Below are 12,137 nucleotides of genomic sequence, written 5' to 3'. Positions count from 1 at the left end.
CTCTCAATTTTAATTTAAGCCTCTACACTTTCAAATTGTCCACAAACAGATGCAATCACATCTTTTAAATAAGATACGATATGAGGGATATGCTCCGGTAACGTATAAGGTGAAATCACAAAAAATTTACTCACACTTAGATAGAATTCTTGACCTTCTTTGGCATTGACTTGTAAAAACTTCGTTGTATCGCCAAAGAACATTTCGTCTCTTTTCTCTCCAAGCTTTTCAAAGAGGATTTTGTTCAAATCATTGTTGCGCTCAATTTCCATAGCAGTTGCTTCACCAGACACTTCTTCCTTAAAACGAGGAGAGCCGTCTAGGTAAATTCTAAACAATGTAGCCATTCCGACATTGTCATCATTGACGACTTCTGCTTGTGGAATTTCCTGACGAAGTGCTTCTCTAAATGCAAGGTTCACCTCTAAAAATTGACCGAGCAAGCGCTGGTATCCTTCAATTCCAAACGTTAGCAGCACACTTAGCATGCTGATGGAGCTTCCCATTCTTGAGCATTCCAGTGTATAACCGGTATGGTATTCCCCGTAGCCTCTATGTCCAACGTATGGTGTTTCTTGTTCTTCTAGGTCCAAGCGCTTTAAGTCAGCAGCGTTTTTCACCAAGAATAAACTAGATGTGTACGGTGTTTGTCCGAGCTTTTGAAAGTCAAAGCACATCGTGTCAGCAAGAGAAAGATGCTGGAATTTCGCTTTGATTTCTTTTAGCATACGAAGAACACCGTCTGAGAATTGCAGCGGGTTTTCAGATACATCATACTCATTAAAGAAAGCAAAGAATCCACCAAGCGCCGAATCCGCATGAATATGCGGCACCTTGAGACCATACTCCTCAGCAATGGCTTCTGCCGTTTCACGTACCCCTTTTACATCATCAATTGCAATGGCATCTGTTGTTCCGGTTGTTGCCACAATATAAACGGGAATTCCGCCATTTTGGGCTACACGTTCCATTTGACAACGCAAATCTTCCATATCCATCGAATGATCTTTATTCGTCTTAATTCTGATTAAGTTGTCTGTGCCAAGCCCTGTTGCTTCCATTGACTTAAATAAGCTGTAATGTGCTGCATCAGAACAAAACGCATAAAGATTTTGCGGGACACCTTTTCGTAATGACTCCGGTGCAACTTTCGAAATTGCTAAACGAAGCCCCGAGAAAATAGCCCCTTGACCTCCCCATGTTGTGTAGCCCCCGCTCACATTTGGATCATATCCGATGAGCTTAGACATCATTGAGACCACTCTGACCTCAGCTTCTGCGCCTGCTGGTCCATACACATCCCATAGGTTGTTTCCGTTAACCAGCATAGCCGTCAGCATGCCTAGAATTCCTGGTGTACTTGCCATTGGCAAAATGTTCGTGAAGAAATACTTCGTGTGGTATGGATGATTATGTAAAAGCTTCAGTAATTCTTCATTCACAAGTTCCGCTTGTTGTCCGTTCATCGGAATTTGACTTGTTTCAGTGAGCTTTTTGTAAAAGTCCTCCTCACGATTCTTTTCACCTTTTAGGTGAGCACGGTTCGGATCCTTCAGGTCATCGACCCCTGAAATGATCTGTTCCATTAATTTAATGAGTTCTTTCCGCTCTTCTGCATTTCCGTCCTCACTCGGAAACCAGTTCTGAACGAGGTTCTGTGCTCGTACAGTCATATACTATCAATCCTTTCAATGGAAGATTTCCTGTCACTGTCTATATCGACCCCGTTTCAAAAGTTTATAGTGTCGAACTGTTCGCTTAAGTATATTTAGATAATTTGTTCGCTCGTCAAAACGAATAAAACCCTTACAATACACATCAAAACCATTATGTTTGTGAAACAATAAAATATATTAATATACTTCCATGAAGGAATTATTATCCAGACAATTCAGCTGCTTATTCATTCATTTTTTTTACTTAACCTGCATAAACATTAATAAACACTGGAAATCCGCCTAAATGCACCATTGTAGAAATCAAATTAATTCTTTAGACTTGTGTCTTTTTACCTGTTTTATTGATATAGCAACAGGAAAAATACAGAATTTTCTGTAATTATTAGGATAGATTTCACAAAAAGTTTTTCGGAAATCGAATGTTTTCGATGTCTTCCCAACTCTAGCGCGGACAGGCTTGCTTTACCCGCTCACCGGTTATGACTTTTCTATTTGTGCATTTCATGGTATATTCTAATGGTTCGTTTTCTTTCGTTCCGCCTCTTCCGTTTAACGGAGAAAAGGAGTGTTTAAATGAAAACATTTATTCAAAAAAGAGGCCTCGGCTTCTTTGTAATTGCAGCCATCTTGTTATGGCTCAAGACGTATACAGCTTATTTAATTGAATTTAAACTTGGTATATCAAATGTGCTTCAGCATATTTTGCTTTTTGTGAATCCTATTAGCTCCAGCTTGTTCTTTCTTGGCTTTGCTTTATTGTTCAAGAAAAAATGGCAGCCTGCCGCTATCATTGTGATTCACTTTTTCATGTCTTTTTTACTTTACGCAAACATCGTGTACTATCGATTCTTCAATGACTTTATCACGCTGCCTACAGTGATGCAGGCAGGAACGAATGGCGGACAATTAGGTGATAGTGCATTTTCACTCATGCGTTGGACTGATATGTTTTACTTTCTCGATACCATCATCTTGATCGTACTCGCAGTCCGCATGAAAAGACAGCAGCAAACAAGTACAGCGACTGTACCTGTTCAAAAAACAAAATCGTTTAGACTCGTTCTTGTGTCCTCTGTTCTGATTTTTGTTGTCAACTTAATCGCAGCAGAAATTGATCGCCCAGAGCTTTTATCAAGATCGTTCGACCGCAATTATTTAGTCAAATACTTGGGTGCTTATAATTTTACGGTGTTTGATGCCATTCAAAATGTGAAATCAAACAGCCAGCGTGCCCTGGCAAATTCAAGTGACGTAACAGATGTAGAGAATTATCTAAAGGCGAACAGCGCTGATCCTAACCCAGCTTATTACGGTAAAGCGAAAGGCATGAACGTCATTACGATTTCTCTTGAATCACTGCAAAACTTTGTCATTGATTACAAGGTGAATGGAAAAGAGGTCACTCCTTTCCTAAATTCATTAGCCCATGACAACAAAACGTTTTATTTTGATAACTTCTTCCATCAAACAGGACAAGGAAAGACATCTGATGCGGAATTTATGATGGATACGGGGCTTTTCCCATTATCACAAGGCTCTGTGTTTATTAACAAAGCTCAAAACACATATCAGGCGCTTCCTGGCATTTTGAAAAAGGACCAATACACGTCCGCAGAATTCCACGGGAATACGAAAACGTTCTGGAACCGAAATGAAATGTTTAAGTCCTTTGGATATGACAGATTTTACGATTCTGAGTACTACGATATGAATGAACAAGATACGAAGAACTATGGATTGAAAGACAAACCGTTCTTCAAAGAATCCATGCCAATGCTTGAAAATCTGAAACAGCCGTTTTATTCAAAATTCATTACGCTGTCAAACCACTTCCCATTTGGTATGGATGAAGGTGATACTGATTTTGAACCTGGCGACTTCGGAGACTCCGTCGTTGATAACTACTTCCAATCTGCTCATTATTTAGATGAAGCCATTGAACAGTTCTTTAATGACTTGAAGACATCTGGTCTCTATGACAATACCGTCGTCATTATGTACGGTGACCACTACGGCATTTCAGAAAACCATAATGAAGCGATGGAAAAAGTGACTGGCGAAAAAATTGGAGACTATGAAAATGCCCAGCTTATGCGTGTGCCGCTCTTTATCCATGTGCCAGGCGTAAAAGGCGGACAGATTCATAAATACTCTGGTGAAGTCGATGTTGCGCCTACCCTTCTCCACCTGCTCGGAGATGATACGAAGAACTATTTAATGTCTGGTTCTGATATCTTATCGAAGAACTTTAAAGAGCTTGTGCCATTTAGAAATGGAGACTTCGTGTCTAAGGACTACACGAAAGTAGGCAACAACTATTACAGCAACAAAACAGGTGAAAAAATCGAGCCGACTGAAAAGGCATCACAAGAAAACGAAACGGTGAAAAAGATGCTAGAGACATCTGATAAGATTGTCACGGAAGATTTACTCCGTTTCTACAAACCTAAAGGCTTTACACCAATTGAACGCAATGATTATGACTACACAAAGAAAGTACAGGATGAAAAAGATTCCTCTTCCGCCAAAGATGAATCCAGCTCGTCTTCCAAATAACTTTCTCTTTTAAAGCCCCAGCCGATCAAGATCAGCTGGGGCTTTTTACGTTTGATCCACATGGCACCGGGTATAGTTGAAGAAGGAGGGATTGATTAATCATGAAAAAAACAGCAGCTTTTGTCGTGACCGCTTCACTCGCTTCTTCCACCTTATTCGGTTTTAGCCCGGCGATTTCAGCACACACCATGACCCAAACGGAGACAGAACAGTCCATTCCTCAAGGGCCGAAAGCAGCGCTAAACAGCATTTATCAGCTAGCACATCAAGGACAAATGCCATACTATGCAGAAGGACTCAAAATAGGGGTTCAAACAAAAAAAGACGTTCGGCATAAACTAGGGCAGCCTTATCCAGAAACCGGTCAAAGCGGCTTTGATTTGTATCATGCTGAGATGGGCAACCCTGGATTTGCTTTTCACTATGACAAAAAAGGCAAGATTAACGAAATCCGTTATTTTGGAACAAATGTAGAAAAAGAAACGAATATCGGAGGAATGACTCCTTCCCTATTAAAGAAACAGCTTGGATCAGCAGATTCAGTCAGCACCATCCCGCAAACAAAAGAGAAGAAATACGTTTATCAGACCGGTGATTATGAGCTCGAATTTATCGTCGGACATGATCCAGATATCAGTCAGCACGAGCTGACTGTGGTGCATATTAACCTCATCAAAGCCGGTTCCTAAATAAAAAGCATCCTGAATTTTTGCTCAGGATGCTTTTCTTTATTATGATGCCACTTCTAAATGCGGCTTTCTTTTCAGTTTTCGCTTAAGGACTGGACCTGCTACATAATCAAGACCAAATTTTCCGGCATTTCCTTTCGCTGCTATGATAAAGACGGCGATCAGAAGAAGAAGCGGGTTAACAGAGACGGTTCCAGCTAGTAAGAAAGAGACATTCATCACGCTTCCAAAAAAGGCTGCCGTTGTTGTGAACAATCCAACAATTAGTCCTAGACCAACTAAGATTTCTCCCCACATGACCATGACACTGAAGAGTCCGGCATTTGGCAACGCGACATTTTCTAAAAACCAAACATAGAATGGATAAACAAGATGTCCATCTTTCACAACAGGTTCAGCTATGGCAAATTGCAAATATCCTGATGCATCGAATCCGCCTGTTAGTTTTCCAATACCAGATGTCAGCCAAGTCCATCCGATATAAAGTCTTGCTGCCAAAAGGATAACCGCTGCCCATACATTCGTTTGTAAGAATTTTGTAAACATGATGATGCCTCCTTTTAAATTATGTGAAATATTTCACATTTTATTTATGATCTTATTATACTATGTAAATATCATTTGTGATCCTTTTCACATATATATTCACAAATTGTTCATGAATATCTAGTCGAGGTAAACTTTTCCCTTGCTATTTCCGTCTAAGTTATTTCAGACAGTAAAAAGGGGTTACATTTAGTATGAAAACATTATTTCATTTTGCTTATTTACAGGCTATTTCATGTCTATTCCCCGTCATGATCTTTACAGCGCTTGCCCTATCAAAGATCGTGTCTATTCCTTTTCTTCCTCGATATGATGTTATTCTTCTGCTTTGCCTTATCGCACAGCTCCTCATGCTGATGCTGCGGCTTGAGACACTGACAGAGTTGAAGGTTATTTGTCTCTTTCATGTGATTGGAATAGGCTTAGAAATCTACAAAGTACATATGGGTTCATGGTCCTATCCTGAAGAAGCTTATACGAAAATTTTTGGGGTTCCGCTCTACAGCGGTTTTATGTATGCGAGCGTGGCAAGCTATATTTATCAGGCACTGACTCGGCTTCGCGTGAAGGTGAATGCGTGGCCTCACCCGTTTCTTTCAGTGGGGATCAGTTTATGTATTTATCTCAATTTCTTTACTCATCACTGGATTTATGATCTACGCTGGTGGCTGACCTTACTCCTAGTGGTTGTGTTTCGAAAAACAACCGTGTCCTTTCAGGTCGGTTCATCGACCTTTCGCATGCCGCTTGTTATCTCGTTTTTACTGATTGGCTTTTTTATTTGGGTGGCCGAAAATGTCACGACCTTTTTAGGAGCATGGCAATATCCAAATCAGCAGCATGCTTGGTCTCTCGTCCATCTTGGTAAAATCAGTTCATGGTTTTTACTTGTTGTCATCAGCATTGTACTGGTGATCGAACAGCGAAAACAAAAAAACGTTCAGCCCATTTGATCTGGCTGAACGCTTTTTTTAGTCCCGAGCGACTTCCTTGCGAAGATCATCGGCGACAAATTCGACATTTGTTCCAATGATGATTTGTACGGAAGTTTTTCCTGACGTCAGTACCCCTTTGGCACCTGCTTTTTTCAATGTACCTTCATTTAATAAATTGGTATCTTCTACTGTTAAACGAAGACGGGTTGCACAATGGTCAATTGTGGTGATATTGTCTTTGCCGCCTAGTCCCTCTACGAGCATACTTGCTCCAGCAGTATGTGTATCATCACCTGAGATATCTTCGATGTCATCATCTTCCCTGCCCGGTGTTTTTAGCTTTAACAATTTAATCAGGAAATAGAAAACAACAAAGTAAATCACGCCATAGATGACCCCAACTACAAGTAACAGAATGGGCTTTTGTGCTATTCCAAAACTTAAAACGTAATCAATCGCACCCGCTGAAAAAGCGAAACCGCTATGAATGCCTAAGGTGTTGACAATAAAGAGCGAAAGACCAGTTAATATCGCATGAACACCATATAAAAGTGGAGATAAAAACATAAATGAGAATTCAATTGGTTCTGTGATTCCTGTAATAAATGACGTCAGTGCCATTCCAATCATAAGACCGGCTGTTGCTTTTCGTTTTTCAGGCTTTGCGGTCACAACCATCGCAAGACATGCCGCTGGCAGCCCGAACATCATCACTGGGAAGAAACCAGTCATAAAGACACCTGCACTTGGATCGCCTTTGAAGAACCGTGCTAAATCACCTGTCGCTCCGCTGAATTCACCGAATTGAAACCAAAATAGATTATTCAACACATGGTGAAGTCCTAATGGAATGAGCAAGCGGTTAAAGAAGCCAAACAGCCCGGCACCCGTTGCTCCAAGACTTAAAATCCACTCTCCCAAATCATTGATCACACTTTGAATTGGAGGCCATACATATCCAAAAACGGCTGCTAATAGAATGGTAAAAAGTGCTGTCATAATTGGCACAAGCCGTCTTCCACTAAAGAAACCTAAGTATTCCGGCAGTTTCGTGTCCTTAAATTTATTGTAAACGTAACCTGCCAAAAGTCCGCACAAAATACCACCCAATACCCCCATATTGTTGGTCGAATTGATCGACGTGGTACCAGCTGACAAAATAAAATAAGAGATCGCTCCAGATAACGCCGCTGCCCCGTTACCGTCCTTTGAAATACCAATCGCTACACCCATAGCAAAAATTAAAGCCAAATTCGCAAAAATTGCATTTCCTGCTGCATGAATAAACGGGATGTTGAATACATCTTCACGCCCAATAGCCAAAATGATACCCGCTGCAGGAAGCACAGCGATTGGAAGCATAAATGATTTTCCTAACTTTTGAAAAAACTGAAACACCATCTTATTTCTCCCCCCTTCGTCATCATCATGAACAAATCTCTCATGATGTTCATAAAAAATATATCATATGCACATCTAGTTATCTATACCAATTTGTCCACATCTCACCCGAATCTCAGCCTTTACTCTTTTGGCGTAAAATGTGGTAAGCTATTGAATAGAATGAAGTTATAGAAAGCGGGAATGAACAGTGATTGTCAAACATGATCATGAGTTAGAAGCCTTAAAAAAAGTCGGCCGAATTGTCGCTTTGGCAAGAGAAGAAATGAAAAGCCAAGCGAAACCAGGCATGTCTACAAAAGAATTAGATTTGATTGGGAAAAAAATATTAGAAGAGCATGGAGCCAATTCAGCTCCTGAAAAAGAATATGATTTCCCCGGTACGACTTGCATCAGTGTCAATGATGAAGTCGCACATGGCATTCCAAGTGAAAAAACCATTTTACAAGAGGGCGACCTCATTAATATTGATATCTCAGCAGAGCTTGATGGATATTATTCCGATACTGGGATTTCATTCGTTTTAGGTACAGGAGATGCTCGTCTTGAAGCATTATGCCAGTGTGCAGAGGATGCATTCCTTGAAGGATTAAAGCACGCGAAAGCCGGTAAAAGACAAAATCAAATTGGCCGTGCGGTCTACAATACAGCGAAAGAACAAGGATTTACCGTCATTAAGAACTTGACAGGACACGGTATTGGGAAAAGCCTGCATGAAGCACCTAACCATATTTTGAACTATTATGATCCATTCGATAATGCTTTGTTTAAGAATGGGACAGTCATCGCCTTTGAACCTTTTATTTCAACAAATGCTGAATCGATTTATCAAGCGGATGACGGCTGGACATTTAAAACGCCTGATAAGAGCCTGGTCGCACAGATTGAACATACGATTGTGATCACAAAAGACGAACCGATTATTTTAACAAAGCTGTAAGTAAGCGGGTCCCTTCCTTCACTGGAGGGGATTTTTTCATGCCCGTTTCACGAATCTGTCACGACTAAACAAAAATGCCTGTGGTAAAATAGGCAAAGATATGCGAAAGGGGTCTTATTTGATATGTGGTTCATCATCATCGGTGTTATCTTCTTTATTGAAAGTATTATTTTAACGGTTGTAGGTATTAAGAAAAAACAATCCATGATGACCTACCTCGGGATTGTCATCATGATTATGACAGTCGGCATGATCATCGTTACCCTCAACCCGCCAAATTCATAAATAATTATTTCCAGCATATACATGGATCATAGGCAGATAGAATCAGTTTTCATTTCTTGACACCTGCACACTTTTCACGTCCTTTTTTGAGATGTTACAATGCAGGCAGTTTCCATTGAAAGGAGTTTTCTATCATGCATTATGGTAGCAAAGGCTGGTATGTCGAAGAATTAAAGAAGCTTGGTGTGACCAAGCATGAAGGAAGAAAGCTTCAAAGCTTTAAAACTTATTTCCTTGCAAATCTTCTTGAGCAAAAGAAAACGAGCTCTTAAATGTTGAAAAGCCGTACATCCATATCAGATGTACGGCTTTTTTATATGGGCTGAACACGTTTTTCTAAAGACTTCCTGACCACATCTGCTAAGGCATCTACGTCAAGAACTGCTTTCAGCCTGTTTTGATCTACTTGACGGTATTTAACTTCATTGACTTCGTGGACTGTGATGGGATGGGGCGCTTTTTCGACTAACACAAGAGCTTCATCAGGAGAGACCATTCCTTCTTTCAGCACACGCAAATAAAAACCGGTATATCCCGTTTGCTGTACTTCCTTCACAAGCTTCATGTTTCCATGCTTAAGAGAGAGCTTCACACATGGCTGTCTTGGCTGGCTGACCTCAACAATCGCTTCCCCAAACTGAAATACATCTCCAATACGGACTTCTGTCTCTACAAGCTGATGCACGGTCACGTTCTCACCGAAAGCTGCCTCCTGTAACGACACTCCTAAAAATTGCTCAAAATAAGTATAGTGATCATATGGAAAGACGCAAATGGCTTTATCATCACCTCCGTGATGGACCAAATCACCCTGGCCATCTCCATCAAAATTGAGCTTACTCAAATAAACAGGCTCGAAAATACGCTTTTTGTTGATGGCTGTTTTGATTTCTTTACCATTCACATAGGTGGTGATAGGTTGCCCTACTTGAATTCCTTCGATGTCGTACCTTGTCTGCCCCACTCTCGCCATCTCCTTTGATTGTCTGATTGCCTTTTATTTTACATGGTTTGACAGTCAAATCATAGTCGGTACGTGAAGGAACGAGGCAGGTTATGGTACGATGAGAAAAAAGGAGAGATGACATTGGTTCATTATCACGCTATTGTAAAAGGACGAGTGCAAGGAGTCGGTTTTCGATATTTTGTTCAAGGAGAAGCCGTCAATCGAGGGATAAAAGGCTGGGTACGCAACACAGATGAGGGTCACGTGGAGTTAAAAGTAGAAGGAGAGCAGCAGGAGGTTTTTGACTTTTTAGAGACCGTCCGTAAAGGTAGTCCTTTTTCAAAAGTCACACATTTGGACATGGAGCCGCTCACCAAGTTCGCCCATTATCAAGACTTTCGGATTAGAGGATAGTTGATGTGTACCCTTTATTTCACAACAGTAAATGGGTTTGCAACATAATAACCAATCAAGGTTGTACGTGAAGCATCTTTGTAGAGACTCACATGAACATCATAGTTGGCTGACCCACTGTTAGGAAGTAATAAACGAGTAGGTGCTGCGAAAGCGTTTTGTCCAGAGATAGACCCTTCGTGTGTAAAGACTGGTGTCACTGGGAAAGTAAGTTTTCGAATAGCAGCTGTATAATAAAGTGTTTCATTTGTTGTTGCGGTCATGTTGACGTTGACCTGAGGATGGAGCGAAGTATAAGTTGAACGATCGGTTGTCACCTTTAAATCGATGACATTCTGAACCATTGTTCCAGTAGTTGCTTTAGCTCTTTCATTACCTAGTGGTAGAAATCCGTTGAAACTGAATACAGCCAAAAATATGAGCAACGTTATTTTTTTCATCTATATTCCCCCTTTTTGATTTCACCGACATTAAACCATCATTTTCCAAATCAAACAACATTCAAAAGACTCATTTCATACAAAAAAACCTAGCTTTTCGCTAGGCTCTTTCCGTCCCATGGTAGGGTTTTTCCTGATAAAAATAATTCGGTTTCACGATCGTATTGTCATAGTGACGATGGAAGATATGCGTAGCAGCTGGTGATACTGGCGGAATCAGCCATGTCCAATCACCAGTCAGCTTACGGTCAGCCTTTTCTTCCTGTTTTTCAAATTGTTTGAACTGATGGGCAGCTGTATGATGATCCACAATGGTCACCCCTGCTTCCCGGTAAGAATGAAGAACCGCCACATTCAACTCGACAATGGCTTTGTCCTTCCAAAGTGACGCATTCTTTGTCGTGTCCAGTCCTAAAATAGAAGCAACTTTTTTCAGCATATTGTAGCGGTTTTCGTCAGCTAGATTTCGCGCGCCAATTTCTGTTCCCATATACCATCCATTAAACGGTGCCGCATTGTAATGAATGCCGCCAATTTCTAATTTCATATCAGCAATAATCGGAACAGCATACCATTTCAGTCCTAAATCACCGAATCCATCATATTCAGGATGGGTGATCTCTACCTCTTGAACGATCTCTCTCGGAAGATCATACAAAACCGGCGGCTGATCTTTTAGCTGAAACATAAGAGGCAGAAGGTCAAAATGCGTGCCTTCGCCTTTCCAGCCATGCGCTTCACACAACTTGGTTAATTCAAGTGATGCCTCGTCCCCAATGATGCCATATTCCGACTCATATCCCGCATAACGAACGAGCTGATGATTATAAATAACGACTTCCTTCCGTCCCTTATTCTCTGGTGGGAAGATGGTAATGGACGGTTTGATTTTACCCCCATTTGTCGCATACTCAATATGATGAAAGAGTGCCTCTTTCACCTCATCTTCTGTTGTCACGTGCCGGCAGTCATGCACATGCAGTGTTGACCAAAACAAGCGCCCAATGCACCGGTTGCTGTTGCGCCATGCCATTTTTGCCCCGTGAGCTAATTCTTCCTGCGTATGAGTATACATCCCGTCAGACTCAATTTCTTTTTTTATTTCATGCAGACGTGCTGCTTTTTCTTCATTTGACTTGCCTAATTCTTCATAGCATACAGAAATAAAAGCTTCTGCTTCATTCCACAACGCTTCTTGGTTACTCAAACATACTCGCCTCACTTTAATACGAATATATCCATTGTAGCGGTTTCTATTGATAAATTCACTTGTTTCAAACCATTTTTTATCATATCGTGCGACGAT

At 40.9% G+C, this 12,137-nt stretch carries 13 protein-coding genes; 7 read left to right on the top strand and 6 right to left on the bottom strand.

The window, feature by feature from the left end; genetic code table 11:
* Positions 1 to 14 precede the first annotated feature (14 nt).
* On the bottom strand, positions 15 to 1,673 hold the full coding sequence (locus tag MKY11_RS03800; RefSeq protein ID WP_008341763.1) for a pyridoxal-dependent decarboxylase: 1,659 nt from the start codon (positions 1,671 to 1,673) through the stop codon (positions 15 to 17).
* A 579-nt stretch (positions 1,674 to 2,252) separates the two neighbouring features.
* Here MKY11_RS03800 and MKY11_RS03795 point away from each other — a divergent pair.
* The gene (locus MKY11_RS03795; protein WP_008341764.1) at positions 2,253 to 4,235 is read left to right on the top strand and encodes an LTA synthase family protein; all 1,983 of its coding nucleotides are present in this window, start codon (positions 2,253 to 2,255) and stop codon (positions 4,233 to 4,235) included.
* A 101-nt stretch (positions 4,236 to 4,336) separates the two neighbouring features.
* Complete coding sequence (locus MKY11_RS03790; RefSeq protein WP_335352860.1) at positions 4,337 to 4,924, top strand: YjgB family protein; 588 nt, start codon at positions 4,337 to 4,339, stop codon at positions 4,922 to 4,924.
* A 42-nt stretch (positions 4,925 to 4,966) separates the two neighbouring features.
* On the opposite strand, the gene MKY11_RS03785 is transcribed toward MKY11_RS03790, so the two are convergent.
* Positions 4,967 to 5,470, bottom strand: coding sequence for a DoxX family protein (locus MKY11_RS03785; RefSeq protein WP_017366814.1), 504 nt, complete (start codon positions 5,468 to 5,470; stop codon positions 4,967 to 4,969).
* Between the two features lie 194 nt (positions 5,471 to 5,664).
* Between MKY11_RS03785 and MKY11_RS03780 the strand changes: the two genes are divergently transcribed.
* On the top strand, positions 5,665 to 6,423 hold the full coding sequence (locus tag MKY11_RS03780; RefSeq protein ID WP_041090679.1) for a DUF817 domain-containing protein: 759 nt from the start codon (positions 5,665 to 5,667) through the stop codon (positions 6,421 to 6,423).
* Positions 6,424 to 6,441: 18 nt separating this feature from the next.
* Here MKY11_RS03780 and nagE read toward each other — a convergent pair whose 3' ends face one another.
* Positions 6,442 to 7,806, bottom strand: a complete 1,365-nt coding sequence (gene nagE, locus MKY11_RS03775) for an N-acetylglucosamine-specific PTS transporter subunit IIBC (protein ID WP_048002726.1) — start codon at positions 7,804 to 7,806, stop codon at positions 6,442 to 6,444.
* A 190-nt stretch (positions 7,807 to 7,996) separates the two neighbouring features.
* Here nagE and map point away from each other — a divergent pair, with 190 nt between their 5' ends.
* From map to MKY11_RS03760, 3 genes are all read left to right on the top strand, one after another.
* Positions 7,997 to 8,746: a type I methionyl aminopeptidase gene (gene map, locus MKY11_RS03770; protein ID WP_008341769.1), complete on the top strand. Its 750-nt coding sequence runs from the start codon at positions 7,997 to 7,999 to the stop codon at positions 8,744 to 8,746.
* Between the two features lie 123 nt (positions 8,747 to 8,869).
* Positions 8,870 to 9,031 carry a hypothetical protein gene (locus MKY11_RS03765; protein WP_008341770.1) on the top strand — a complete coding sequence of 54 codons (162 nt, stop codon included), beginning with the start codon at positions 8,870 to 8,872 and terminating at the stop codon, positions 9,029 to 9,031.
* Between the two features lie 134 nt (positions 9,032 to 9,165).
* Positions 9,166 to 9,303 carry a YflJ family protein gene (locus MKY11_RS03760; protein ID WP_008341771.1) on the top strand — a complete coding sequence of 46 codons (138 nt, stop codon included), beginning with the start codon at positions 9,166 to 9,168 and terminating at the stop codon, positions 9,301 to 9,303.
* A 41-nt stretch (positions 9,304 to 9,344) separates the two neighbouring features.
* On the opposite strand, the gene MKY11_RS03755 is transcribed toward MKY11_RS03760, so the two are convergent.
* Positions 9,345 to 9,995: an MOSC domain-containing protein gene (locus MKY11_RS03755; protein WP_342501868.1), complete on the bottom strand. Its 651-nt coding sequence runs from the start codon at positions 9,993 to 9,995 to the stop codon at positions 9,345 to 9,347.
* A 123-nt stretch (positions 9,996 to 10,118) separates the two neighbouring features.
* On the opposite strand from MKY11_RS03755, the gene MKY11_RS03750 reads away from it, so the two are divergent.
* On the top strand, positions 10,119 to 10,391 hold the full coding sequence (locus MKY11_RS03750) for an acylphosphatase (protein ID WP_039962563.1): 273 nt from the start codon (positions 10,119 to 10,121) through the stop codon (positions 10,389 to 10,391).
* Between the two features lie 14 nt (positions 10,392 to 10,405).
* Here MKY11_RS03750 and MKY11_RS03745 read toward each other — a convergent pair whose 3' ends face one another.
* Positions 10,406 to 10,831, bottom strand: a complete 426-nt coding sequence (locus MKY11_RS03745) for a hypothetical protein (RefSeq protein ID WP_024719346.1) — start codon at positions 10,829 to 10,831, stop codon at positions 10,406 to 10,408.
* 100 nt (positions 10,832 to 10,931) lie between these two features.
* Positions 10,932 to 12,038, bottom strand: coding sequence for a nitric oxide synthase oxygenase (locus MKY11_RS03740; RefSeq protein WP_047946767.1), 1,107 nt, complete (start codon positions 12,036 to 12,038; stop codon positions 10,932 to 10,934).
* Positions 12,039 to 12,137 lie beyond the last annotated feature (99 nt).

Source organism: Bacillus sp. FSL W7-1085 (genome assembly GCF_038595035.1).
In the GTDB taxonomy this organism is placed as follows: Bacteria; Bacillota; Bacilli; order Bacillales; family Bacillaceae; genus Bacillus; species Bacillus altitudinis.
This window is presented reverse-complemented; position numbering and strand designations above follow the sequence as displayed.

Excerpts from the sequence above, each read along its gene's own strand:
- MKY11_RS03800 (WP_008341763.1), bottom strand. The coding sequence starts at position 1,673 with ATGACTGTACGAGCACAGAACCTCGTTCAGAACTGGTTTCCGAGTGAG.
- MKY11_RS03745 (WP_024719346.1), bottom strand. The coding sequence starts at position 10,831 with ATGAAAAAAATAACGTTGCTCATATTTTTGGCTGTATTCAGTTTCAAC.
- MKY11_RS03760 (WP_008341771.1), top strand. The coding sequence starts at position 9,166 with ATGCATTATGGTAGCAAAGGCTGGTATGTCGAAGAATTAAAGAAGCTT.
- MKY11_RS03765 (WP_008341770.1), top strand. The coding sequence starts at position 8,870 with ATGTGGTTCATCATCATCGGTGTTATCTTCTTTATTGAAAGTATTATT.
- MKY11_RS03785 (WP_017366814.1), bottom strand. The coding sequence starts at position 5,470 with ATGTTTACAAAATTCTTACAAACGAATGTATGGGCAGCGGTTATCCTT.
- nagE (WP_048002726.1), bottom strand. The coding sequence starts at position 7,806 with ATGGTGTTTCAGTTTTTTCAAAAGTTAGGAAAATCATTTATGCTTCCA.
- MKY11_RS03780 (WP_041090679.1), top strand. The coding sequence starts at position 5,665 with ATGAAAACATTATTTCATTTTGCTTATTTACAGGCTATTTCATGTCTA.
- MKY11_RS03790 (WP_335352860.1), top strand. The coding sequence starts at position 4,337 with ATGAAAAAAACAGCAGCTTTTGTCGTGACCGCTTCACTCGCTTCTTCC.
- MKY11_RS03795 (WP_008341764.1), top strand. The coding sequence starts at position 2,253 with ATGAAAACATTTATTCAAAAAAGAGGCCTCGGCTTCTTTGTAATTGCA.